Here is a 23,854-nt window from a genome sequence, read left to right as displayed (position 1 = left end):
GCCAGAGCGGTTGGGCCAGCGAGTAGTGGTGAGGATGGACTACAGCAAGATATGCCCGGCCTCGACCAGAAACCGCCTCGCGGCGGCCTGATCCGTCGCTTTCACCAACAGATGGTCACCATCGAAAGTGGACACCAGGAAGATGCCCAACCCGTTTTCCGACAACGGCCTGATAACCGACAGCACGATACCGGTTTCATCGAAGGCAAACGGGCCCTCGAGTTTGAAGGCCACCCAGTCGATATCCTGCTTGACGGCATGCGGCACGCGGTCCTGCAAGCAAACGATCGAAAGCTCGTCGTCAGTCCCTTGTGATGCTGACGAAGCCTGGCCCGTCCGCCCAACCGGGAATGATCTCGCCCGCCTCCAGCCGGGAAACCGCGTAAAGCCCTAGGAGTTGCTTAAGCCTGACCCTGGCAGCCATTATCGAACTCCTTCGTCAGATTGCCGGTAATCCCGCGAGCCTCTTGCTCATATAGACCGTCATGCCGCCCATGAACGGCTCTTCCCGATCGATGACATAGCCCTGCCTCTTGTAGAGCGACACATTCGCCTCGAAGGCGCCATTGGTCAGCAGGCGAAGCTCGGCACGTCCTGCTTCGATTGCCTTGCGCTCGGCCAGCTCCAGCAACAGCCGGCCAATCCCTCTCCCCTGCGCATCCGGTGCCACGCAGACATTCTCGATCCAGAGGTGATCTGCGGCCAGGATGGTTTCGATCATCCCGACAATGCCGCCATCCTCGACGGCGAGATCGAACGGATGCTCGGCAACAGCCTTGTCGTAGTCGGCGCGCATAGGCAGCGGCTCGCGGCCGATCACCGGCACCCATTTGGCATAGGCGGCGCGAACGATATCCCGGATCGCGGCGGCGTCAGCGGGCTCGGCCGGCCGAAGCCGGATGGAAGAAACGATGGTCATGAAGCTGCTCCAGACATGAAAAACCCCGCCGGTGGTCTCGCGGGCGGGGCTGGAAACGAACGAACCGGATCTATCCTGCCGGTCTTTGTCGTCGCGCAATCAGTCTGCCGCTCCGCCCTGTGCAGGTGCGGCGTCGCTTGGTGTTGGCGGGCGCGAGGACGAACATGGCGCCAAGCTGGAACATGATGCGTGGCGCTGTCAAGGCGGCTGCTCGATCGGTAATGTCTCATGTCATGGAATCGCTGCGGGCCTTGCGATAAACGGCAATTGATCGATGGACAAAATATGACCGGAACGCTGAACAAGGGTGCGGATGGTTGCCATCCTGAACCTGGCCTATTTCGGGATCGAGTTTGCCGTAGCCGTCTGGATCGGATCGGCATCGCTGTTCGCGGACAGCATCGATTTTCTGGAGGACGCATCCGACAATCACCGCCGCCGACGGCCCGGCTTTCGCCGTCGAGATGCAGGGACCACGCGGCAAGCAACAATTACTGGGCCGGTTTCTCCCTCCCCGCGCAACACAGCCTGACCGCGCCTTTGGGAATCGCTGCCCCCGGCGGCCGGTGGGCGGCGCAATGCCCGGCCGATGGAACACCCTCCATCGCCGTCGCCGATATCCACACAAATCCGGCGGACCCGGCCCGGCCCTGGCGGCGACGGCGCGGACGGGAATCTATCAGCCGCATCTGGTGGACGACGACCAGCGGAGCAACGACCGCGGCATGTTCTAGGCGGCGCGCCGGCAGGCCATGTCGCATCTGGACTGCACCCGCAGTCGTTCTATCTTTTTTGCTCGACCCAGACCAAGCACCGGAGCCATCGCCGTGACCGTTACCGACCTCTATCGAGGCTACATCGCCTGCCTCAACAATCAGGATTGGCAAAATCTGCATCGCTTCGTCCATGACGAGGTGCACTATAATGGCGACCGCGTCGGGCTGGCGGGGTACCGCGAAATGCTGGAGCGGGATTTTCGGGAAATTCCGGACCTCTATTTCGACATCCAGCTGCTGATCGCCGAACCGCCGTTCATAGCCAGCCGGCTCCAGTTCAACTGCACGCCGAAGGGAACCTTCTTCGGCCTGCCCATCAAGGGCCGGAAGATCTCCTTCAGTGAGAACGTCTTCTATGAATTCCTCGACGACAGAATCAGGAACGTCTGGTCGGTGATCGACAAGGCGGCGATCGAAGCGCAGCTTTAATCCAGGTTGGCCCGAAGATGACGCGCAGCCAATGCCCGACCGATCGTTCGTAAAAATCGATCATTCTAACGAAAATAATTCGCTGGAAAGATTATTTGAGGAATGGCATTCCTCCGGCATACCCGTCCGGAGCATTGCATTGTCTTCCGTTTCCCACTTCGCGAACGATATCCCCAAAAGCGCGTTTCCTGCCGATCTGACCCAAGGGCGAAAATCCCTCAATTGGAATGGCATCGTCCCCGGCATCGTCTTGGTCACGATGATCACTGCGGTCGCCTTCTCGGCCCGCAACGTTTCCGGCTTCGCGCTGTTCAGCCCGATGATCCTCGCCGTCGTTGCCGGCATGATCTACTCCAACGTGCTGGGCACACCGGTGCACGCCAAAGCCGGTATCGCATTCTCGCAAAAGCGCCTGCTGCGCTTCGCCATCGTGCTGCTCGGCTTCCAGCTGACGCTCGGCCAAGTCGTCTCGATCGGCGCCGGCGGCGTCGGCATTGTCGCGGCCACGCTTGGTGCCACCTTCGTTTTCACCATCACGCTCGGTCGGCTGATCGGCGTCGACGCCAAGCTGGCGCAGCTGATCGCCGCCGGCACCTCGATCTGCGGCGCCTCGGCTATCGTTGCCACCAATATCGTCACCGATGCGCGCGACGAGGACGTCACCTATGCCGTCGCCTCGATCACCTTGTTCGGCACCGTCGCCATGCTCGGCTTCCCGCTCATGGCGCCCATGCTCGGCCTCGACCAGCACGCTTTCGGCCTGTGGGCAGGCGCCTCGATCCATGAAGTGGCGCAAGTCATCGGCGCCGGCTTCCAGAACGGCACCCAGTCCGGCGAGATCGCCACCGTCGCCAAGCTGACCCGCGTCGCCATGCTGGCGCCGATGGTCGTCGCGCTCGGCCTGATGGCGCGCCGCAGGAGCAGCAGTGAGGTGGCGGCGCGGCCGCCCATGCCGTGGTTCGTCGCCGCCTTCGTCGCCATCGTGGCGCTGAACAGCCTCGTCACCGTGCCGGCCGAGGTGAAATCGGCAATGGCGCTCGCCACCACCATCATGCTGACCATGGGGCTGGCCGCCATGGGCCTGCAGGCCGACATCTCGCAGTTGCGCTCGCGCGGCCTGCGCCCCTTGGCGCTCGCCTTCTCGGCCTTCCTGTTCATCGGCTGCTTCAGCCTGCTGCTGGTGAAATTCGCCTAGTCTAAACCGGGCCTAGTCCTCGAACGAACTCGACGCGGCATAGATCGCCGCCAGCGTCTCGATGCCGGCCTGGTCGGCCTTGTCGAAGCGGCCGGGCAGCGGACTGTCGAGATCGAGCACGCCGAAGACGCCTTCATCGTCCTCGAGCAGCACCACCAGTTCCGAGCGCGAGTCGGCATCGCAGGCGATGTGACCGGGAAAATCATGCACGTCCTTGATCAGCATCGAGGTGCCGAGTTCGACCGCCGTTCCGCACACGCCCTTGCCGACGGCGATGCGCACGCAGGCCGGCTTGCCCTGGAACGGCCCGAGCACCATTTCCTCGTCCGACTGCAGGAAATAGAACCCGGCCCAGTTGAGGTCCGGCACCATCTGGAAGATGAGTGCTGCGGTGTTGGCGGCGTTGGCGATCGAATCGCGCTCGCCGTCGAGCAGCGCCTTAAGCTGAGTGGCGAGGTCGCGGTAGAACGCGGCCTTGTCTGAGGTGTCGATGGCCTTGGCCGCAAACATGAACGTGTCTCCGTATCGAGGATAGCTGTTCGTCCGATCGCTTGCCAAAGTCGGCGAGCTCCGCGACCAGACGGCCGCCCGCACAGTCTAGCGTGGATTAGCGTCCCCTCCGAAAGCCGCAAGATCAGGGGTGCCTCCCGGCGCTGAGCCGGACGGCAAGGCAGCTATGCGTAAACTTTGCGATCATCTTGAGAATCATGACGGCCCCGATCGGGGCCGTCATTCACCTCTCAAACAGATCGGACAAGTCCCGGGTTTTAGTAGCCGCCCATACCGCCGCCGCCCGCCGGGGCAGCGTCTTTCGGCGGGATGTCGGTGATCATCGCTTCGGCGGTGATCAGAAGGGCTGCGATCGAACCGGCATCCTGCAGTGCGGTGCGCACCACTTTCGCCGGATCGACGATGCCTGCCTTGATCATGTCGACATAGACCTCGTTCTGGGCGTCAAAACCCTGATTGTGGTCCTTGCTGTCGGTGAGCTTGCCGACGACGATCGAGCCTTCAACGCCGGAATTCTCGGCGATCTGGCGGATCGGCGCTTCGAGCGCCCGCAGCACGATCGTGATGCCGGCCGTGACATCGGCATTGGCGCCGGTCAGGCCGCCAAGCACCGAGCGGGCACGCAGCAGAGCCACGCCGCCGCCGGGCACGATGCCTTCTTCAACCGCCGCGCGGGTGGCGTTCAGCGCATCGTCGATGCGGTCCTTCTTTTCCTTGACTTCCGACTCGGTGACGCCGCCGACGCGGATGACGGCAACGCCGCCGGCGAGCTTGGCCAGTCGCTCCTGCAGCTTCTCCTTGTCGTAGTCGGAGGTCGTCTCTTCGATCTGGCCCTTGATCTGGGCGACACGCGCCTGGATCGTCGCCTTGGTGCCGGCACCGTCGATGATCGTGGTGGTGTCTTTCTCGATCAGCACACGCTTGGCGCGGCCGAGCATCTCGATGGTGACGTTTTCAAGCTTGATGCCGAGGTCCTCGGAGATCATCTGGCCTGATGTCAGCACGGCGATGTCTTCCAGCATCGCCTTGCGGCGATCGCCGAAGCCCGGCGCCTTGACGGCCGCGACCTTGAGGCCGCCGCGCAGCTTGTTGACGACCAGCGTCGCCAGAGCCTCGCCCTCGACGTCCTCGGAGATGATCAGCAGCGGCCTGCCGCTCTGCACCACCGCTTCGAGGATCGGCAGCATCGCCTGCAGATTGCCGAGCTTCTTCTCGTGGATGAGGATGTAGGGCTCTTCCAGCTCGACGCGCATCTTGTCGGCATTGGTGACGAAATAGGGCGAGAGATAGCCGCGGTCGAACTGCATGCCTTCGACGACGTCGAGTTCGGTCTCTGCGGTCTTGGCTTCCTCGACGGTGATGACGCCGTCATTGCCGACCTTGTCCATCGCCTTGGCGATCATCTCGCCGACGCTGGCATCGCCATTGGCGGCGATGGTGCCGACCTGTGCGATCTCGGCCGACGACTTGACCTTCTTGGCGCGCGCCTGGATTTCCTTGACCACGGCGGAAACCGCCTGGTCGATGCCGCGCTTCAAATCCATGGGGTTCATGCCGGCGGCGACCAGCTTGGCGCCTTCGCGCAGGATCGAGGCGGCCAGCACCGTGGCGGTGGTGGTGCCGTCACCGGCGAGGTCGTTGGTCTTCGAGGCCACTTCGCGCACCATCTGGGCGCCCATGTTCTCGAACTTGTCGGCAAGCTCGATTTCCTTGGCGACGGTGACGCCGTCCTTGGTGATGCGCGGCGCGCCATAGGCCTTGTCGATGATGACGTTGCGGCCCTTGGGGCCGAGCGTGACCTTCACCGCATTGGTGAGGATCTCGACGCCGCGCAGCATGCGGTCGCGCGCATCGGTGGAGAATTTGATTTCCTTGGCAGACATGATTTTTATCCCGTTCGTTCGGAGAAAATGAGATCAGGCAGCTTTCTTGGCGGCCACGGTCTTGTCGGTTGCAGCCGTCTCGCCCTTGTCGATGATGCCAGTCTCGCTCTTGTCGATGACGCCCATGATGTCGGCTTCCTTCATGATCAGCAGGTCCTCGCCGTCGATCTTGACCTCGGTGCCCGACCATTTGCCGAACAGGATGAAGTCGCCGGCCTTGACGTCGAGCGGAACAAGCGCGCCGTTTTCGTCGCGTGCGCCAGGCCCGACGGCGATGACTTCGCCCTCCTGCGGCTTTTCCTTGGCAGTGTCGGGGATGATGATCCCGCCCTTGGATTTGATATCGCCTTCGGCGCGACGAATGACGACGCGGTCGTGGAGTGGCCGAAATTTCATGGGAACTTTCTTTCTGGGGCCGGCACAGGCGGCCACGCCCCTCCTCTATAGACGCGTTGGCACTCGATAGATAGGAGTGCCAAAAATTATTCGCGGACCACATTAAATATTCAAAAGTATTATTTCAGCTGGCCGTTTCGTGATATCCGCAGAATGTCAAATAATTCAAAAGATTGAATTTTGCCGATCGAGTGCCTATTTATCGGACAAGTTCACTTTCACGATTTCAGGCACAAGGGAGATTTCTTCGATGGCCGAAGGCAATCAGACGATCATGGAAAAAGCTGAAGCCCGCTTTGTCGACAAGCAGAAGAAGACAGCGGAGAAAAACAAGGCGACCGCCGAATATATGTCCGAGGCAAGAGCCAGGGAAATCAAGACGGCAAGGCTGAGGGAGCTTCGGCTGGCCAAGGAAGAGGCCGATCGTGTCGCCGAGGCCCTCAATCCGACGCCGAAGAAGAAGCGGGTGACCAAGAAAGCCACGGAGGCCAAGACATGAGCCTCACCTTTCCCAACCGCAGCCGCAGCTATGACGAAGCGGGCCAGCGCATTCGTTTCGTTGGCCATGACGGCATGTTCCAGATTTCGTTTTCCGTCGCTGCCGACGCCATGGCCAAGATGCGGCCGGGCACAGCTGCCGACGAAGCCGGTTATCTCCAGACATTCGACACCGAGAGCAGCGCCATCCGCGAGGTGGCGTCGAAGGCCTATGACCGCACCCGCAAGAGCATGTATGTGCTGACGGCGGCCGATTTCGGCTGAAATGGCGGCGAGTTGGCGCTGACCGCGATCAGGTCTTGCGCTCGGCCCTTTCGCGGCGTCTGACGTCGCGGACATTCATCTGCACGACCATGTCCTCGGCCTCGCGCGGCCCCATCCCGACCATCACCTTTTGCCGGACAACCGCAGGCTGGCCGGTAAAGACATCGATGATGCTCCAGCTCTGGGGAAGCTCCATGCGCAGCGTGTAGCGGTTGGCCATGGCGGTCAGCCTTGCATCGTGAAAAACACGGCGCCCAGGATCAGCACCGTCCAGGCGACGACCGACAGTTTCAGCACCATGCCGCCATGCACGGCCAGAAGCTTCCGCAGGTGCGGCACACCTGCCGACGAGACCGGTGCCGCCGCCAAGGCGACAGGGGCCTTGAGGCCAAGTTTTCCAAAGACGGGCAGCAGCGACGGTTCACGCACGAAAGGCCTCGAATGTCAGGGAAAAGCGAAGCAAGAACGCTCGCACCCCTTCCATAGCACTTTTTTCGCGAGCGCCTGCATGCCAAATTCAAGACAGGACTGCTTTGACGGCCAGTCCCTACTGCATTCGCAACACACAATCTATTCGTGGGAACTGACTGCGCCCGGGGCAGATTGGGACGCCAAATTTTGGAGGCCTCGCCTCGGGATCGAACCGAGGCTTCAGAGATTTGCCGTCTCCAGCGTAGCCGCTCCGCCACGAGGCCATGGCTGTGAAGTAGCGGCCAAATATTTACGGAAAGGTTAATCCCGAGGGATTGTTCAGAATTTTCGGGGTCGAGTTTCAGAGCGTTCGCCAGCCAACCTTGCCGGGTCTCGCTTCCGGCGCAGAGTTGAGATCCTTCACGCCCCAAGCGGCAGCCCGCCCCGTCTCGACCGAGGGCCTCCAGCACTGCGACTGACGTTCTTCCCCTGAGCTACGCGCTTCCGAGGCTACTTTTACCCCGCGTTGCATTTCGGAGGAGAGGAGCGGAGGCCAACCAACTTTTCCCCTTGAACAGCGATTCGATCTGGCTTAGCTTCATCTGAGAAAAGGTTTTCCCAAACAATCGTCGTCGGGCTCGGCCACCTGCCGGGCCTTATCCGGCTCGGTAAGAGAAAACCTTTTCCCAACCAAGGATCTCGGCGCGATGCCATCGGACGATCTGCCTGTTCCGGTCTTTTCCAAGCCAGTCACCTTGCGTGACGTGGCCGCCCAGGCCGGAGTCAGCGTCGCCACCGCATCCAAGGCGCTCAACGGCCAGGGTCGGATGACAGCCGAGACGCGCGAACGCATTCGCGAGACCGCCCGGCGGCTCGGTTTCCGGCCCAACAGCCTGGCGCAAAGCCTACTCCGGCGCCGCAGCTTCACCGTCGGCCTGCTCACCAACGATACCTATGGCCGCTTCTCGTTGCCGCTGATGTCGGGCATTTCGGACGCGCTGGTCGACAATGGCGTCTCGGTGTTCCTGTGCAATGTCGAGGAGGATCCGCGGCTGGGCCAGATGCATGTCGATGCCATGCTCGACAAGCGCGTTGACGGCATCATCGCCACCGGCAAGCGCATCGATCGCCATCTCCCCGTCGACCTCTCCAATCTGCGCGTCCCGGTGATCTATGCCTTCACGCAGCCAGATCCTGACGCCGTCGCCTTCGTCTCGGACGATGTTGGCGGCGCCCGGCTGGCCGTCGAGCATTTCTGCCGGCTTGGCCGCAAGCGCATCGCCCACGTCACCGGGCCAGCGAGCTTTGCCGTGGTGCACGCGCGCGTCCAGGCTTACCGCGACGTGCTCGTCGAAAACGGCCTCCCGGTCAGCGAGCCGCTGCTCGGCTCCTGGTCGGAAGCCTGGGGTCACCAGGCGGTTGCGCAACTGTTCGACGGCAAAAGCGAAAGGCCGGACGCGGTCTTCTGCGGCAACGACCAGATCGCGCGCGGCGTCATCGATGCTCTGCGCGAACGCGGGCTCGACGTCCCCAGTGATGTCGGCGTCATCGGTTTCGACAATTGGGAGATCGTGGCCGAGGCGACGCGCCCGCCGCTGACCTCTGTCGACATGAACCTGGTCGCGCTCGGGCGCGAGGCCGGGTTGACCCTGCTTTCGCTGGTCGGCGGCAAGCCCGCCGCGCCAGGCATTCGAAAACTGCCGTGCCGGCTGGTGGTGCGGCAGTCATGCGGCCATCCGCCGGGTGGCTGAAAACGAAGCGCCGCGCAATCGGCGCCGAGCCGCGGACCGCGGCCAACCTTGGAGGAGGAGAACATGAGGAACCTGATTGCCAAACTGACTCTGGCCGCTGCCGTTTTGGGTGGCGGTCTCGGCACTGCCGCCGCCGAGACGGCCAACATTTGGGTGCGCGCCGACGGCTCGAATTTCATGCCGAGGATCGTCGATGCCTACAACAAGGCGCACACCAACCAGGTCAAGCTCGACATCATTCCCAATGCCGAGATCATCCCGAAATACGGTGCCGCGGCCGCCGGCGGCACGGCGCCCGACGCCCTGTCGCTCGACCTGATCTACACGCCCTCCTTCGCCGCCGCCGGCCAGCTGGAGGACATCACCGACTGGGCCAAGTCCCTGCCCTATTTCTCGAGCCTGTCGCCTGCGCATGTGAAGACCGGCACCTACAAGGACCACATTTACGGGCTGCCGTTCTCCGCCGACGCCTCGGTGCTGATCTGGAACAAGAAACTGTTCAAGCAGGCTGGCCTCGACCCTGAAAAAGGCCCTGCCAACTGGGCCGAGATCGCGACCGACGCCGAGAAAGTCAACGCGCTCGGCGGCAACATCAAGGGCTTCTACTTCTCCGGCAATTGCGGCGGCTGCAACATCTTCACCTTCACGCCGCTGATCTGGGCGTCGGGTGGCGACATCCTCTCGGAGGACGGCTCGAAAGCGACGCTGGACAGCCCGCAACTGCGCGGCGCCATCGATCTCTACCGCTCGATGGTCAAGAAAGACCTGGTCCCGGCAGGTGCGCAGACCGACACCGGCGCCAACTTCTTTGCCGCCTTCGCCGCCGGCAATATCGGCATCTCGCCGTCCGGCGCCTTCGCCATCGGCGCGCTCAACACCCAGTATCCCGATGTCGACTACGGCGTCACCTTCCTGCCGGGCAAGGACAGCGGCTGGTCGTCCTTTGCCGGCGGCGACAATTTCGTCGTCACCAAGGGCACCACGAAACTGCCCGTGGTGAAGGAGTTCCTCGATTTCGCCTATTCGCTCGAGGGCCAGACCATCCTCGCCAAATACGGCAGCCTGCCGGTGCGCGGCGACATCGCCAAGGAGGCACTGAAGGACCTCGATCCACGCTATCAGATCGCCGCCGAGGCCATGGCCAAGGGCAAGACGCCCTATTCGGTGGTGTTCAACGACCTGATCAACTCCGCCAACGGGCCGTGGACGCAGATGATCAACGAGGTCTTCTTCGGCGACGATGTCGATGGCGCCATAGCCAACGCACAAGAGACGATGCAGTCGATCATCGACCAGGCGCCGCAAAAATAGCGGACGCCTGCCGGCCGCCCGCCTGTCTCCCTGGGCGGGTGGCCGGCGCGTTCTTTACCCTCCCCCTTGTGGGGAGGGTCGCTGCAAAGCAGCGGGGTGGGGGTCAGCGCCAGTACCCCCACCCGGACCTTCGGTCCGACCTCCCCACAAGGGGGAGGTGGGGCGGCCAACTGTATCCGACGGAAGAACAGGCACGGCATGAGCTCTATTACAACCGCAGCAACCCCTGCCCCGCCCCGCGCCCGCAGGGTCGCCAGCCGCCAACAATGGATCGGCCTGCTCTATGTCGCGCCGGCCGTCGCGCTGGTCGTCGTTTTCTTCCTCATCCCGCTTGGCATGACGGCGTGGATGTCACTGCACAACTGGCCGCTGATGGGCGAGCACAGCTATATCGGCCTCGGCAACTATGTCGCCATCCTGCGCGATACCAGGTTCTGGAACGCGCTGCGCTTCACCGCCTACTACACGGTGATCGTCACCATCGCGATCTTCGTGGTGGCGTTTCCGCTGGCGCTGTTCGTCGAAAGGCCGCGGCCGCTGACCAATCTCTACCGCACCATGTTCTTCATGCCGGCGGTTGTCGGCTTCGCCTCGGCCAGCCTGCTCTGGTCATGGCTCTTGAACGTCGATTCCGGCCTGTTCAGCCCGGCCGCCTACGACCTTGGCCTGATCGATAGGAAATTCAACCTCTTGGCCACCTTCCAGCCAGCCTTCTGGTCGATCATCGCCATGGTCGTCTGGAAGGTCGCCGGCTTCACCATGATCATCCTGATGGCCGGCCTGCAATCGATCCCGCAGGATCTGCAGGAGGCGGCCGTCATCGACGGTGCCGGGCCGTTCGCCCGGTTCAGGGCGATCACCCTGCCGCTGATGCGCCGCACGCTGGCACTGGCGCTGATCCTGTCGGTCGCCGGCTCGATCCTCGCCTTCGACCAGTTCTACATCATCCTGCGCGGCGGCCCGCGCAACCAGACGCTGACGGCGGTCTACTGGATCTTCAACCAGTCCTTCGTGTCGTTCAAGCTCGGCTATGGCGCGGCCCTGTCGATGGTGCTGCTCGTCGTCCTGGTGGCGCTCAGCCTCGTCCAGCTGTGGCTGCTGCGCAAACCCGAGGGGCTCGACTGATGGCGCAGGCCGCCTCCCGCAACCGCCGGCTCCTGACCCGCATCGGCGAGCATTCGACAGGCATCATCGCCTCGGTGTTGTTTGCGGCGCCGATCGTCTGGGCGGTGCTGTCGGCGTTCAAGCCGGCGGCCGAAGCACGCCTGCCGCCGCTGCCGCCCTGGCCGACGTCGGGGTTCTCGCTGGAGAACTATGCCACGCTCAACAGCTTCGGCGACGGGCTGTGGGCCTCTGCGCAAAACAGCATCTATGTCTCGGTGATGACGGTCGTGCTGTCGGTCACCGTCAGCGTGCTGGCCGGCTACGGTTTTTCGCGCTTCCGGTTTCCGTTCAAGAACCTGTTCTTCATCCTCATCCTGTCGACGATCATGATCCCGTTCCAGTCGATCCTGACGCCGATCTTCCTGGTGCTGACCAAGCTTGGCCTGCACAACACCCTGACCGGCCTGGTCGGCGTCTATGTGACGCTGCAACTGCCGTTCTCGATCTTCATGATGCGCAACGCCTTCGACGCCGTGCCGCGCGAAATCGAGGAGGCCGCCCGCATGGACGGTGCCAGCAATCTCACAATGCTTTTGAAGGTGATGCTGCCGCTGGTCTGGCCGGGCGTCGTCACCATCGCCCTGTTTGCCTTCCTCGGCGCCTGGAACGAATTCCTCGCCGCCCTCGTGCTGATGACCGACCAATCCAAGTTCACGCTGCCGGTGATGATGACCGCACTGCAGTCGGGCCGCTTCGGCGCCATCGACTGGGGCGCGGTGCAGGCTGGCGTCACCGTGATGATGGTGCCGTGCCTGATCCTGTTCCTGGCGCTGCAGCGCTTCTACATCCGCGGCCTGATGGCCGGGGCCGTCAAATAGACAGACCGAATGGAGTAAGTTTCATGACCGCATCGCCATCCGCAAAAACCGGAAAACCGAAGCTCGCCTTCCGCCCGCTGCCGGTGCCGCAGGTCGACGTGCACGGCTTCTGGGGCGACCGCGCCGACGCTGTCGCCACACGCACCGCCGACATCCTCTACGAGCGCTGCGTCGAGGCCCGCATGCTGGAGCAGATCGATCCGGACCGCCCCTCGCCCGGCATAGTCATCCCCTTTCACTCGCCCTCTCCCGACGAAGCCGATCGCCAGGGCGCGGAATTCACCGGATCGACGGTGACCACGCAGATGTTCTGGGATTCCGATCTCGGCAAGACGATCGAGACCGCGGCCTATTCGCTTTACCGGCGCAAGAACCCCGAACTGGAGAAGAAGATCGATGCCGTCATCGACATGTATGGCAAGCTGCAGCAGGAGGACGGCTATCTCTCGAGCTGGTATCAGCGCATCCAGCCCGGCAAGCGCTGGACCAATCTGCGCGACTGCCACGAGCTCTATTGCGCCGGCCACCTGATCGAGGGCGCGGTCGCCTATTACCAGGCGACGGGAAAACGCAAGCTGCTCGACATCATGTGCCGCTATGCCGACCATATCGCGTCGGTGCTCGGCCCCGAGCCCGGCAAGAAGAAGGGCTATTGCGGTCATGAGGAGATCGAGCTGGCACTGGTCAAGCTGGCGCGGGTGACCGGCGAGCGGAAATACATGGAGCTGGCCAAATACTTCATCGACCAGCGCGGGCAGCAGCCACATTATTTCGACGAGGAGGCCCGCGCCCGCGGCGCCGACCCGAAGGCCTATCATTTCAAGACCTATGAATACAGCCAGTCACACATCCCGGTGCGCGAACAGGACAAGGTCGTCGGCCATGCGGTCAGAGCGATGTACCTCTATTCGGGCATGGCCGACATCGCCACCGAATATGGCGACGACACGCTGCGGTCGACACTCGACCTTCTGTGGGACGATCTCACCACCAAGAGCCTCTATATCACTGGCGGACTGGGACCATCGGCGCACAATGAGGGGTTCACCAGCGACTACGACCTGCCCAACGAGAGCGCCTATGCCGAGACCTGTGCAGCGGTGGGCCTGGTGTTCTGGGCCAGCCGCATGCTTGGCATGGGGCCGAACGCGCGCTACGCCGACATGATGGAACGCGCCCTCTACAACGGTTCGATCTCGGGCCTGTCGCTCGACGGCTCGCTGTTTTTCTACGAGAATCCATTGGAAAGCCGGGGCAAGCACAACAGGTGGAAATGGCACCGCTGCCCGTGCTGCCCACCCAATATCGGGCGCATGGTCGCCTCGATCGGCAGCTATTTCTACAGTCTGGCCGACGATGCGTTGGCCATCCACCTCTATGGCGACTCGACCGCCCGTTTCGACATATCGGGCGTCCCGGTCAGTCTGACGCAGACGAGCAGGTATCCCTGGGACGGCGCCGTCGAGATCGCGCTCGAATCGCAGGCGCCGGTCGAATTCACCTTGCACCTGCGCATTCCCGCCTGGAGCGCCAGTGCCCAGTTGAAGGTGAACGGCGAGGCCATCCAGCCGGCTGAGATCACCAGCGACGGCTACGCCGCGATCAAGCGGACATGGACGAAGGGCGATGATGTCCGGCTCGATCTCGAAATGCCGATCGAGCGGCTCTATGCCAACCCGCAGGTGCGCCAGGATGCCGGCCGCGTCGCGCTGTCACGCGGCCCGCTGATCTATTGCGTCGAGGCATCAGACAATGACAGCCAGCCGCATCGCCTGACGCTGCCGCGAACGGCCACCATCGAAGCGCAGCAGCGGCCGGAACTTCTCGGCGGTGTGGTGACGCTGTCGACCGCGGCACTTGCCGATGTCCCCGACGGCTGGCAGGACGGGCTCTACAGGCCCGAGCCGCCGACCACCGCCGAGACGCGCCTGACCGCCATTCCCTATTTCGCCTGGGACAACCGCGAGCCCGGCGAAATGCTGGTGTGGCTCAGGGACGGCTGAACGAGGTCGGTCTATGGGCGATGACCGATCCAAGCTCAGCCGCGGTCGATGCCGCAGTTTCGGGCTTTCGGTCCATATAGCGCAGACGCAGGCGCAGGAATGGCGCCTCGACGCAGGTGTAGCTGAGATAGCCGATCGGGATCGTCGCCACGAAGCACAATGCGGACCAGAGGCATGCGACGTAGAAATTGCTGATGCTCATGACATTCGTGTCTATGAACGCCGCCAATTGCATGACGAAGAACAGGTGCAGAAGATAGATCGAATAGCTGTAGGCCCCCGCCTTCTCCAGTATCCTGAACGGCGGGCTTGTTCGCTTTTTCGAAAAGCTCGTGTCGTAGTAGGCGATGCTGAATGAATAGGCTGCCGCCTCCAGGGTCGGCAGGATGATCCATATCCAATGAGGCGACGGATAGCGGCCCAGTTGGTAAAATCCGCCGGCTGCATCGAACCACCAGAAGAACCCCGAAAAAGCCATGAGAACGGCCAGCGCCAGCCAGTGTTGGTTCTTCGCGTGGGCACGCAGGTGGAAGGCAAGAATGCCGGCCAGGAACTGATCCGCATGGCCTATGATGGTTACGGACGCCGCCGACTGCACTTCGCCGATCTGCACATACAGGACGGACCTCAGCACAATGGCTGCCGCGATGAACAGCAAGGGCGCGAACACAAACCGCCTGGATGCCATCAGCAAGAACGGCAGCAACAGGTAGAAGTGCGCTTCGATCGTTACCGACCAGCCGCCATTCGGGAGGGTGGGAAAAAGAAACCCCAATCCGACGCCCGTGAAATACCCGTCGAGGGACTGTCCGGCCAGGTACCTGCGGCAAGCCTCGATACATATCACGACCAGCAGAAGCGGAAGCAGCCTGAGGGCCCTGTTGGCAAAGAAGGGCAGATAGTTGATCTGCTTTCCATCGAGCAGCTTGGCGAACAGGTACCCGGAAAGCGCCATGAACAGGGAAACGCCAGTATGCCCTTCATCCAGAACGCTGAAGAGGGGAAGAGCCGGCACGAAGTCATAAGGCACCGGGCCTTCAGGAGACGCATGAAGGAAATGCCAGGAAAAGACAAGAAAGGCCGCCAGGCCACGAACATGATCCAGCGCTGGGTAATGCTCTCCGGTCGAGGATTTCATGATTTGCCCACGCGCACCGTGTCCTGCGCCGGTGTTCAGGTCATCGTTGGGCCAGAACTGTTTTCAATTCATTAAACCCTCACTGCGGAGACTTTCGAAATCAGAGATTTGCTTCGAAAAGCGCTGTGGCCTGCAAACATCCGGGGCCAAACACGACTGAAGCGTGCCGCGTCTGAGCGGATCACTTCTGGGCGGATCACTTCTGGGCGATGGTCAGCCCGATCTCCACGGCCACCAATTCCTGCAACCGCCACAGATTGCGGTCGCGGATGCCGCAGGCTTCGAGGTGGCGGATCGTCTCGAAAAGATATTGCGCGCCCGAGCCCCAATGACCGGCGGCTGTCACCAGCGTCGCCGCGATCGCCTGCTTGTCGAGCTTGCCGGCATAACGCGGATTGGCGGGATCGACGACGAAGCCAAGCGCGCGACATGGGCCGCCTTCGGTCCTGACCTGCAGCCAGCGCGGCACGTTGACGGCGGGCAGGATGGTCATTTCGCGGCGCAGCAGCGCTTCGAGGTTAGCCGCCAGCGGCTCCGCGATCTCGAACACCATGCCCTGGCACTGGCCGCCGCGATCGAGCGCCATCATCAGGCCGGGCTGCTCGACCGTGCCGCGAAAACGCTGCACCGTGAAGCAGAACGAACGATGCCAGCCGCTGGCCACCGCGCGTTCTCCGCCCCTCACCTCACCGGCGGGCTTCCACAACAGCGAGCCATAGGCAAATAGTTTCAGCGGCCCGGCCGGAGCGCCGGCCAGCACCTCGTCGCGGATGCGCGCATAGTCGGCATCGGTCATGTGAACCATGCCCGGCGTCGGCCCGGCATCCTCGACAGCACGCATGGTGCGCGCGATGAGATCCTCGGTCAGAGCCATCGGCGCCTTGCGCGGGACCCTCGATGATGCGGTGGAAATAGCCTTGCTCATCTTCGCGCTCCCAGCCCTACCGCCATGTTGCCGAAGGCTGAAGGATTCTCAAGGGCCGTGCAGCCGAGATAGATCACGAGTGGCCGATGCCGCTCTTGCGTGACGCGTCTTGGAACGATGTTGCCGGCAAACTGTTCTGTTCCTTGCCGGAGGATGCCATGAACGACGCGTCGGCAAAGCCCGCTGGCCCCGTCCTTTCATCGGCGGAGCGCGTCAACACGCTGTCCCATTTCCACCGCGCCGAGATCGCTCGCATGGCAGGATGGCGCGACCGGCTGGACAGGACAACCAACTGGGCAATCACGGTGGTGGCGGCGCTGCTTTCGGTATCGCTGTCGACGGCCAGTGCGCATCACGGCGTGCTGCTGTTCGCCATGCTGCTGATCCTGCTGCTGCTGTGGATCGAGGCGCGCCGCTATCGGTTCTTCGATTTCTATCGGGCGCGCGTACGCCAGTTCGAACGCCACTATTTCGCCCAGATCTTTTCCCCACAGCCCGACTTCGCCTCGGACTGGCTGCTCATCGTCGGCGAAGGCCTGCGCGCGCCGAAATTCCTGCTGTCGCAACGTGTCGCGCTGGCGCGCCGCCTGCGGCGAAATTATCTCTATCTCTTCCTGATCCTGCTGCTGGCCTGGGTGCTGAAGATATCGACCCCCAGCCTTCAGTCCGCAGGTGTCAGGACCGGCTTTGTCGGCTCGCTTCGCGAGGCCGTAGACAGCGCCGCCCTTGGCCCGATTCCCGGTGTGGCGATCGTGGTCTTTGTGGCGGCTTTCTATGTCGGGCTGCTCGCCTTCGCCTTCTTCGCGGCCGGCGACGACGGCGAACTTTCCTTCGGCGACGTCCATGTTTGACGTTGATGTCCGGCGACACGCCGCTGCAATGTCAACGGCGCCCCGCGGCGTTGACATGGTTGGTCCGCCGGGACGTTTGGGGAACGGAAGACCCTGTCTTCGCGGCTAGATGCCGAAGAACTGCTTGCCAATCATGTAGCCCAGTGCCGCCACGACCAGCGGAAAAAGTGCCGGCGCGGCTTTGCCTAGAAGGGAGACCTGCTGGTCCTTCGCTGGCGTATGACGTGCATTGCCGAGATTCTTGGTCATTGCTTGCCTCAGGTTCGGAGGATTTATTAGCAAATGCTTATTAAAAGCATGGCCGCATTAACGGCCTGATAGGAAATCAACTCTGATCAGATGCAAATTCTAATGATCGGCACATGGACGGCAAAGACGCGCTGCCCTATTTAGCGCGTTCGAAGCATTGGCCGGGACGCGCGGCCGTTCGCGCCAATCGGCAAAACCGCGCCTGAACAACAAGATGGCTCAGGACCCGATTTGGCAGGTGAACGCCAGCTCCAGAGCCGGTGCAGTTCGTCCGCCGCCTCGCCCGACAGGCGCGGGGTCGAACGGCATGCCTGTGGGTACGCAGGCCGTGCGCCTCAAAAAATTCGCAAACCCAAAAAATTCGCAAACCAATGTCGGACTGGCTAGCCTTCGTCCGTCCTTGGGGTATCGAACAGGCATTCATGAAAGGATCCAGCAATGCCCGGCACCGTACGTTTGCACCGCGTTCTGACGACCAGCCCGGAAAAGGTCTATCGCGCCTTCGTTGAAGCGGACGCGCTGGCCAAGTGGCTTCCGCCAAACGGCTTCACCTGCACGGTCCATAATTTCGAGGCAAAGGTCGGAGGCACGTTCAAGATGTCGTTCCGCAATTTCACCACCGGCGACAGCCACTCCTTCGGCGGCGAATATCTCGAACTCGTTCCGGGCGAGCGCCTGCTTTACACCGACAGGTTCGACGAACCCAACCTGCCCGGCGAGATACGAGTGACCGTGGTCTTGAAAAAAGTGTCGGTCGGCACTGAAATCGACATCACCCAGGCGGGCATTCCGGACGTCATTCCGGTCGAGGCCTGCTATCTCGGCTGGCAGGAGTCGCTCAGAAATCTGGCAAAGCTCGTCGAGCCCGAGATCAATCAATAGGCTGAGAGTGGCTGGGAGAACGGTCGTTTCTGGCCTGCCGAAGCCCGAAACTTGGACTGTGGCGGGAACTGCCCTTTATCGCTAGCAATTCAACATTGCGTTTGACACCCCCTGAGACTGGACGTGTCAATGAAATGAAGAGTGCAGCGGAGGCTGAAAAAGCATGACTTTGACCAATCGAGACATTGTCGAACTAACCGAATGGCGGCGCAAGCTGCATCAGCAACCGGAAATCTCGAATGAAGAGGAGAAGACCGCAAAAGAGGTCGTCGCCTTCCTCGCCGATACGGGGCCGGACAAGGTGCTGACACAGCTCGGCGGGCACGGCGTCGCGGCCATATATGACAGCGGCAAAGCGGGGCCGACGGTGCTGTTCCGTTCGGAACTCGATGCCTTGCCTATCGAAGAACTTTCAGGCGTGCCGCATTCGTCGCGCGTGCCGGGCAAGTCGCATATGTGCGGCCATGACGGACACACCGCGATCCTGGCATCCCTCGGCCGTCAGTTGGGGCGCGAGAGGCCTGCAAGCGGCCGCGTCGTGCTGATGTTCCAGCCGGCGGAGGAAACCGGCAATGGCGCGGCCGGCGTCGTCGCCGATCCGCGCTTCGGCGAGATCGCACCGGATTTCGCTTTCTCATTGCACAACCTGCCCGGCGTGCCGTTCGGCGAGGTGCGGCTCAAAGCCGGCGTGGTCAACTGTGCATCACGCGGCATGCGCATCGTGCTGGAAGGCAAGACCGCCCATTCGTCCATGCCGGAGACCGGCATCTCGCCGATGCTGGCGATCAGTGAGCTGATGCCGGCGCTGCCGGCGCTCGGGCGCGGGACCTTCGCCGATGACGACTTCTCCATGCTGACGGTCACCCATGCCGCGATGGGCGAAGCCGTGTTCGGCATCGCGCCGGCTCACGCCGAGGTGTGGGCAACGCTGCGCACCCGGCGTGACGAGCGCATGGCAAACCTGTGCGCTGCTGCCGAAGCACTGGTCGCCAGGATCGCGGGCGAGCATCGCCTTTCCGTCCGCTGGGACTATCACGAGATCTTCGTCGCCAGCGTCAACGCGCCGGACGCGGTGGAGCATCTGCGGCGCGCGCTCGATGAAGAGGGCGTCGCGCACGGCGAAGAAGCCCTGCCGATGCGCGCCTCTGAAGATTTCGGCCTGTTCGGCCATAGTGCCAAGTCGGCGATGTTCTTCCTCGGTGCAGGCGAGCGGCACCCTGCCTTGCACAATCCCGACTATGACTTTCCCGACGACCTGATCCCGATCGGGTCAAGGATCTTCATGCGCACGGCACGTAATTTGCTGGGCTGACCTCCGCCAACTCTAACACCGAAAGGAACACGCAATGCCAACGATGCCAAAGAACACGATTTGCCTCTGGTTCGACAAGGACGCCGAGGCTGCGGCTCGCTTCTACGCGGAGACCTTTCCCGACACCAGGGTGGGCGCCGTTCACCGTGCGCCGAGCGACTTTCCGTCCGGCAAGAAAGGCGACGTGTTGACGGTCGAATTTACCGTTGCCGGCATTCCCTGCATCGGATTGAACGGCGGCTCCACATTCAAGCAGAGCGAGGCCTTCTCGTTCCAGATCGCCACCGACGATCAGCAGGAAACCGACCGCTACTGGAATGCCATCGTCGGCAATGGCGGCCAGGAGAGCGCGTGCGGCTGGTGCAAGGACAAATGGGGCGTGTCCTGGCAAATCACGCCGCGCACGTTGACCGAGGCCATGGCGGCCGGCGGCGAGGAAGCCAAACGCGCCTTTGATGCGATGATGGAGATGACGAAGATCGACGTCGCGGCGATCGATGCAGCCCGGCGCGGCTGACCTCGATCGCAGCTGAGTTGCTATCGGACCTTGATGACGACCTTGCCCTTGGCGCGTCCTGTTTCGACATAGGCCAGCGCCTCGTTGGCGGCTTCGAAGGGAAAGACCCGGTCGACAACCGGGCGGATCGCACCAGCTTCGATGAGCGATGCGATCTTGCTCAATTGCTCGCCCTGCGCCCACATGAAGAGAAACGAGAACGTCACGCCACGGCGCTTGGCTCTCGCTCGAATACCGCGGCTCAGCAGGCGAAGCACCAGCTTCAGCACCATGTTCAGTCCCTTTTCCCTGGCGAAGTCGGGATCCGGTGGGCCGGAGATGGAGATGAGCTTGCCTCCCGGTTTCAGCACATTCAGTGACTTTTCAAGTGTCTTTGTGTCCTGGCTGTTCAAGACGACGTCGTAGCCCGACAGCACTTTTTCGAAATCGTCTTTCTTGTAGTCGACGACGACATCGGCGCCGAGCCCCTTGACCAGACCGGCACTCGCCGCGCTGGCGGTGGTCGCAACGGTCGCGCCGAGATGCTTTGCCAGTTGGATGGCGAATGTCCCCACGCCGCCGGATCCGGCTTGAATGAAGACCTTCTGTCCCCTCTTCAGGTTGGCCCTTTCGATGAGCGCCTGCCAGGCGGTCAGGCCGACCAGCGGGATCGAGGCCGCCTCTTCCATGCTGAGGTTCCCGGGCTTCAGGGCTACATCGGCCTCATCCATGGCTATGAACTCGGCGAATGTCCCGATCCGGCCATCGCGCGGCCTCGCATAGACGTCGTCGCCGAGTTTGAACTTGCGGACTGTCGATCCCACGCGGACAACCCTCCCGGCCACGTCGTGACCCAGGATGAACGGCCGGCGATAGGGTAGGATCAGCTTGAACTCTCCGGTTTTGACCTTGGAATCGAGCAGGTTCACCGCCGCGGCGTGGACCTCGACCAGGACATCGCTGTCCCCGAGTTTCGGCTCCGGCATTTCGGCCAGCCGCAGCGTGCCTTTCTTGCTATACTTGTCGACGACGAATGCCTTCATGGCAGTGGCTTTCTGAGAGTATTTTTGGCTAGTCGCATGTGCGTGAAATCCTCTGCTCGCTGTCGTTCAGACCGGCAGGCGGAACTGTTTGCGCAGGCTCTTGTCGAATATCCCCGCGGGAGCAAAGCGACGCAGCAGGCTGACTTGGCGCGCTGCCTTGCCGGCGGTGTAGCGCCGTTGCGGACGGGCATCGGTCGCTGCTTTGACGACCACCTGCGCCACCACTTCGGGCCGATCGGCGACAGGCATCACATCGCGAAGCAGCGCTTCCAGCGTAGCTCGAGCCTGATCGTATTCCTGCAAAGGCGAATCCGGCTGGATCCCGTTCTGGTCGAAGACAGTACGAACGAATGCCGGCTCGATGACCGAGACGCGGATATTGAAGGCACGAACCTCATGGTCGAGCGATTCCGAATAGCCCTCGAGCGCGTGCTTGACTGCCGAATAATGCGCTGAATACGGCGCCGGCACTAGTCCCAGCACAGAGCCGATATTGACAATGCGCCCTTCGCCACGCCGCCGCATCGACGGCAGCACCGCATTGGTCACGCGGATGACGCCGAACAGATTGACGTCGAACAAGGCCTGTACCTGTGCAATCGAGAATTCCTCGGCGCCTCCAAGCTGGCCGACGCCGGCATTGTTGACCAAGAGGTCGATCCGGCCGGTCTGCGACAGCACCGTCGAAACGAGTGCGGCAACGGCTTCACCGTCGGTCACGTCGCAAACCAGCATGGTCACCCCGTCCGGGCCGTCGTCGGCCTTGCGCCGGCTGGTTCCGAAGACCGTGAACCCCGCCCTTGCCAGGGCCTCGGCACTGGCGCGGCCAATGCCCGAAGAGGCTCCCGTTACAACAGCGGTTTTTCCGGAATTCGCATTCATTTCGTGCTCCAAAATCATGAGGGCTAGCTTTTTTGCGCCCGTTGAATTACAGTCGTAATATCAGATTACGTTCATAATGCAATAGCAGAAAGGAATAGCAGCCATGCGCTACGAAAAGGGCCGGAAGGACGCCTCGCGCGGACGGATCATGGAGGTCGCAGCGGAACGCTTTCGCGGCGACGGCATAGCTGCGTCCGGACTGGCGACCATCATGAGCGACGCCGGGCTGACGAACGGCGCCTTCTATCCACACTTTCAATCCAAGGCGCAGCTTGTCCGCGAAAGCGTGGCGGCGGCGATGGAGCTTCAGGCGCAGCAACTGGCGGAAGCATTGGCTTCGGGCGTGGAGATGGCCATCGACATATATCTGTCGGCCGAGCACCGGGACAATCCCGGAAAGGGCTGCGCGTCAGCTGCGCTGCTGCCGGAGCTCGCCCGTCAGCCGCCTGAAACGCGTGAAGCCTATACAGACCACCTGCTGGCTTTGGTGCGCCAGTTGGCGGAAGCGCTACCGCAGGCCAAGAATCCGGAAGGCGTGGCGCTGGCTGTCTTTGCAACGCTCCTCGGCACGCTGCAAATGGCCCGCGCCGTGGGCGGAACGGAATTGTCCGATCGCATCCTCTCGGTGGGGAAAGATGCGGCGAAGACGCTGATCGAGCAGCGTTAGCGCTCCAGGAAAGATCGTAACGGCGTTGCCGGCCATATGGCTGACATCGGGTGATCGCGAAGGAAGCTGATCGTGAGGAATATGCCGGGCGTTGACGGATAGCCGATCCGTCAGATTTTCCGACTGGCCAGCAGCCTTGTCAGCCAGTCCGGATTCATTTCCGGAACAGAGGACAAAAGCCGTTCGGTGTAGGCCGCGTGCGGTGGCGTGAGAACTTCGCTCTTCAATCCCTGTTCAACGACTTTGCCCTGATGCATGACGACGATTTCGTCGGCTATCGCGCGCACGGTAGCAATGTCATGGGTGATGAAAATGTAGCTTATTCCGAGTTCACGTTGGAGACGAATGAGAAGCTTGAGAATTTCCTCTTGGACGATCTGGTCGAGCGCGGACGTGATCTCGTCGCAGATGATAAGCTCCGGATCGGCAGCCAACGCTCGGGCAATGCAGACGCGCTGTTTTTGGCCACCCGACAGCTCGCCAGGCAGGCGTTCCAGAAAATCTTCGCTCATCTCGACCATGTGCATAAGTTCGCCGATCCGGCGATCCCTCCGCGCGCCCTTAAGGCCGAGGTAGAATTCGAGCGGCCGAGCTATGACTTCTTCGACCGTTTGGCGCGGATTCAGGGCGTTGTCGGGCATTTGATAAATCATCTGTATGCGGCGCAGGACCTCCTTCGGCCGCGTCTTCAGGCCCGTGGAAAGAAGCCGGCCGGCAAAAGAAATCGAACCTGAAATTGGCGGCAAAAGGCCGGTGACGACTCGAGCGAGCGTCGATTTCCCCGAACCGGATTCGCCGACCACAGCCACGGTTCTTCCGCGCGGAACCTTGATGGAGACATCCTGGAGCACCTTGACCTTTCCTGCATAGGCCGCGGTAACGTTGTCTATCGTCAGCAGATAGTCATCGGCTGGAACTTCGGGCTTGGCGAGCTTGCGTACGGCCCAGAGCGTTTTTGTATATTCCTGGCTGGGCGAGGCCAGCATCTGGCGTGTGTCAGCCTCCTCCACGGTACGTCCGTGGCGCAGAACCATGATACGATCCGCCATTTGCGCCACCACCGCTAGGTCATGCGTCACGT

General features: G+C 62.1%; 26 protein-coding genes, 1 tRNA gene and 2 pseudogenes. 15 read left to right on the top strand and 14 right to left on the bottom strand.

The genetic code is table 11. From position 1 onward, the window contains the following. Positions 1–39: 39 nt before the first annotated feature. Both NKJ04_RS23860 and NKJ04_RS23855 read right to left on the bottom strand, forming a co-directional pair. A pseudogene (locus tag NKJ04_RS23860) lies at positions 40–424 on the bottom strand (ACT domain-containing protein). Between the two features lie 15 nt (positions 425–439). Next, a complete protein-coding gene (locus NKJ04_RS23855) occupies positions 440–919 on the bottom strand; it encodes a GNAT family N-acetyltransferase (protein ID WP_352677538.1) in 480 nt (159 codons plus the stop codon). Positions 920–1,232: 313 nt separating this feature from the next. On the opposite strand from NKJ04_RS23855, the pseudogene NKJ04_RS23850 reads away from it, so the two are divergent. From NKJ04_RS23850 to NKJ04_RS23840, 3 genes and pseudogenes are all read left to right on the top strand, one after another. Then, positions 1,233–1,349: pseudogene (locus NKJ04_RS23850) on the top strand (cation transporter); the annotation flags it as partial. Between the two features lie 397 nt (positions 1,350–1,746). Then, on the top strand, positions 1,747–2,124 hold the full coding sequence (locus NKJ04_RS23845; RefSeq protein ID WP_352677536.1) for an ester cyclase: 378 nt from the start codon (positions 1,747–1,749) through the stop codon (positions 2,122–2,124). Positions 2,125–2,263: 139 nt separating this feature from the next. Next, complete coding sequence (locus NKJ04_RS23840) at positions 2,264–3,319, top strand: YeiH family protein (RefSeq protein WP_352677534.1); 1,056 nt, start codon at positions 2,264–2,266, stop codon at positions 3,317–3,319. Positions 3,320–3,331: 12 nt separating this feature from the next. Here NKJ04_RS23840 and msrC read toward each other — a convergent pair whose 3' ends face one another. The 3 genes from msrC to NKJ04_RS23825 form a co-directional block, all read right to left on the bottom strand. Continuing rightward, the gene (msrC, locus tag NKJ04_RS23835) at positions 3,332–3,829 is read right to left on the bottom strand and encodes a free L-methionine (R)-S-oxide reductase MsrC (protein WP_127271638.1); all 498 of its coding nucleotides are present in this window, start codon (positions 3,827–3,829) and stop codon (positions 3,332–3,334) included. 257 nt (positions 3,830–4,086) lie between these two features. Further along, on the bottom strand, positions 4,087–5,712 hold the full coding sequence (gene groL / locus NKJ04_RS23830; RefSeq protein ID WP_023809339.1) for a chaperonin GroEL: 1,626 nt from the start codon (positions 5,710–5,712) through the stop codon (positions 4,087–4,089). Positions 5,713–5,745: 33 nt separating this feature from the next. Beyond that, positions 5,746–6,108 carry a co-chaperone GroES gene (locus NKJ04_RS23825; RefSeq protein WP_023809340.1) on the bottom strand — a complete coding sequence of 121 codons (363 nt, stop codon included), beginning with the start codon at positions 6,106–6,108 and terminating at the stop codon, positions 5,746–5,748. A gap of 250 nt (positions 6,109–6,358) precedes the next feature. On the opposite strand from NKJ04_RS23825, the gene NKJ04_RS23820 reads away from it, so the two are divergent. Beyond that, positions 6,359–6,607 carry a hypothetical protein gene (locus NKJ04_RS23820; RefSeq protein ID WP_023760015.1) on the top strand — a complete coding sequence of 83 codons (249 nt, stop codon included), beginning with the start codon at positions 6,359–6,361 and terminating at the stop codon, positions 6,605–6,607. Further along, on the top strand, positions 6,604–6,870 hold the full coding sequence (locus NKJ04_RS23815; protein WP_023809341.1) for a DUF1488 family protein: 267 nt from the start codon (positions 6,604–6,606) through the stop codon (positions 6,868–6,870). The genes NKJ04_RS23820 and NKJ04_RS23815 overlap by 4 nt, the downstream gene beginning before the upstream one ends. A gap of 28 nt (positions 6,871–6,898) precedes the next feature. Here the strand turns inward: NKJ04_RS23815 and NKJ04_RS23810 are convergent, their stop codons facing one another. The 3 genes from NKJ04_RS23810 to NKJ04_RS23800 all read right to left on the bottom strand — a co-directional run bounded on the left by NKJ04_RS23810 (position 6,899) and on the right by NKJ04_RS23800 (position 7,565). Further along, positions 6,899–7,090, bottom strand: a complete 192-nt coding sequence (locus NKJ04_RS23810; protein ID WP_023809342.1) for a hypothetical protein — start codon at positions 7,088–7,090, stop codon at positions 6,899–6,901. 5 nt (positions 7,091–7,095) lie between these two features. After that, positions 7,096–7,299, bottom strand: coding sequence for a hypothetical protein (locus NKJ04_RS23805; protein WP_023809343.1), 204 nt, complete (start codon positions 7,297–7,299; stop codon positions 7,096–7,098). A gap of 190 nt (positions 7,300–7,489) precedes the next feature. Further along, a tRNA-Cys gene (locus NKJ04_RS23800) sits at positions 7,490–7,565 on the bottom strand. 423 nt (positions 7,566–7,988) lie between these two features. Here NKJ04_RS23800 and NKJ04_RS23795 point away from each other — a divergent pair. From NKJ04_RS23795 to NKJ04_RS23775, 5 genes are all read left to right on the top strand, one after another. Beyond that, positions 7,989–9,032, top strand: coding sequence for a LacI family DNA-binding transcriptional regulator (locus NKJ04_RS23795; protein ID WP_127414486.1), 1,044 nt, complete (start codon positions 7,989–7,991; stop codon positions 9,030–9,032). 63 nt (positions 9,033–9,095) lie between these two features. Further along, positions 9,096–10,343, top strand: coding sequence for an ABC transporter substrate-binding protein (locus tag NKJ04_RS23790; protein WP_352677532.1), 1,248 nt, complete (start codon positions 9,096–9,098; stop codon positions 10,341–10,343). Positions 10,344–10,541: 198 nt separating this feature from the next. Continuing rightward, positions 10,542–11,468, top strand: a complete 927-nt coding sequence (locus NKJ04_RS23785) for a carbohydrate ABC transporter permease (protein ID WP_352677531.1) — start codon at positions 10,542–10,544, stop codon at positions 11,466–11,468. Further along, positions 11,468–12,325: a carbohydrate ABC transporter permease gene (locus NKJ04_RS23780; RefSeq protein WP_128305582.1), complete on the top strand. Its 858-nt coding sequence runs from the start codon at positions 11,468–11,470 to the stop codon at positions 12,323–12,325. Before NKJ04_RS23785 ends, NKJ04_RS23780 begins: the two co-directional genes overlap by 1 nt. 23 nt (positions 12,326–12,348) lie before the next feature. Next, the gene (locus tag NKJ04_RS23775) at positions 12,349–14,328 is read left to right on the top strand and encodes a glycoside hydrolase family 127 protein (RefSeq protein ID WP_352677530.1); all 1,980 of its coding nucleotides are present in this window, start codon (positions 12,349–12,351) and stop codon (positions 14,326–14,328) included. On the opposite strand, the gene NKJ04_RS23770 is transcribed toward NKJ04_RS23775, so the two are convergent. Both NKJ04_RS23770 and NKJ04_RS23765 read right to left on the bottom strand, forming a co-directional pair. Continuing rightward, complete coding sequence (locus NKJ04_RS23770) at positions 14,315–15,466, bottom strand: acyltransferase family protein (protein WP_352677529.1); 1,152 nt, start codon at positions 15,464–15,466, stop codon at positions 14,315–14,317. The two genes, NKJ04_RS23775 and NKJ04_RS23770, sit on opposite strands and share 14 nt — an antisense overlap. Positions 15,467–15,662: 196 nt before the next feature. Then, on the bottom strand, positions 15,663–16,391 hold the full coding sequence (locus tag NKJ04_RS23765; RefSeq protein WP_352610840.1) for a gamma-glutamylcyclotransferase: 729 nt from the start codon (positions 16,389–16,391) through the stop codon (positions 15,663–15,665). A 158-nt stretch (positions 16,392–16,549) separates the two neighbouring features. On the opposite strand from NKJ04_RS23765, the gene NKJ04_RS23760 reads away from it, so the two are divergent. Beyond that, positions 16,550–17,242 carry a DUF2270 domain-containing protein gene (locus tag NKJ04_RS23760; RefSeq protein ID WP_023809351.1) on the top strand — a complete coding sequence of 231 codons (693 nt, stop codon included), beginning with the start codon at positions 16,550–16,552 and terminating at the stop codon, positions 17,240–17,242. Between the two features lie 105 nt (positions 17,243–17,347). Here NKJ04_RS23760 and NKJ04_RS23755 read toward each other — a convergent pair whose 3' ends face one another. After that, complete coding sequence (locus NKJ04_RS23755) at positions 17,348–17,491, bottom strand: hypothetical protein (RefSeq protein WP_023809352.1); 144 nt, start codon at positions 17,489–17,491, stop codon at positions 17,348–17,350. Positions 17,492–17,929: 438 nt separating this feature from the next. On the opposite strand from NKJ04_RS23755, the gene NKJ04_RS23750 reads away from it, so the two are divergent. From NKJ04_RS23750 to NKJ04_RS23740, 3 genes are all read left to right on the top strand, one after another. Continuing rightward, positions 17,930–18,373 (top strand): SRPBCC family protein, encoded by a 444-nt coding sequence (locus tag NKJ04_RS23750; RefSeq protein WP_352677528.1) that lies wholly within the window; start codon positions 17,930–17,932, stop codon positions 18,371–18,373. A 163-nt stretch (positions 18,374–18,536) separates the two neighbouring features. Beyond that, positions 18,537–19,685 (top strand): amidohydrolase, encoded by a 1,149-nt coding sequence (locus tag NKJ04_RS23745; protein WP_352677527.1) that lies wholly within the window; start codon positions 18,537–18,539, stop codon positions 19,683–19,685. Between the two features lie 43 nt (positions 19,686–19,728). Further along, positions 19,729–20,202, top strand: coding sequence for a VOC family protein (locus NKJ04_RS23740; protein WP_174800353.1), 474 nt, complete (start codon positions 19,729–19,731; stop codon positions 20,200–20,202). Positions 20,203–20,222: 20 nt separating this feature from the next. Here the strand turns inward: NKJ04_RS23740 and NKJ04_RS23735 are convergent, their stop codons facing one another. Both NKJ04_RS23735 and NKJ04_RS23730 read right to left on the bottom strand, forming a co-directional pair. Continuing rightward, a complete protein-coding gene (locus NKJ04_RS23735; RefSeq protein WP_352610842.1) occupies positions 20,223–21,224 on the bottom strand; it encodes an NADP-dependent oxidoreductase in 1,002 nt (333 codons plus the stop codon). Between the two features lie 66 nt (positions 21,225–21,290). Next, the gene (locus NKJ04_RS23730; protein WP_127294852.1) at positions 21,291–22,106 is read right to left on the bottom strand and encodes an oxidoreductase; all 816 of its coding nucleotides are present in this window, start codon (positions 22,104–22,106) and stop codon (positions 21,291–21,293) included. A gap of 103 nt (positions 22,107–22,209) precedes the next feature. Here NKJ04_RS23730 and NKJ04_RS23725 point away from each other — a divergent pair, with 103 nt between their 5' ends. Then, on the top strand, positions 22,210–22,773 hold the full coding sequence (locus NKJ04_RS23725) for a TetR/AcrR family transcriptional regulator (protein ID WP_352677526.1): 564 nt from the start codon (positions 22,210–22,212) through the stop codon (positions 22,771–22,773). Between the two features lie 110 nt (positions 22,774–22,883). Here NKJ04_RS23725 and NKJ04_RS23720 read toward each other — a convergent pair. Further along, positions 22,884–23,854 (bottom strand): ABC transporter ATP-binding protein (locus NKJ04_RS23720; RefSeq protein WP_352677525.1); only part of this gene is annotated, 971 nt, incomplete at its 5' end.

Source organism: Mesorhizobium sp. M0618 (assembly GCF_040320765.1).
GTDB lineage: Bacteria > Pseudomonadota > Alphaproteobacteria > Rhizobiales > Rhizobiaceae > Mesorhizobium.
Note: the sequence above shows the minus strand (reverse complement) of the source record. Positions and strands in the feature narration are given on the sequence as shown.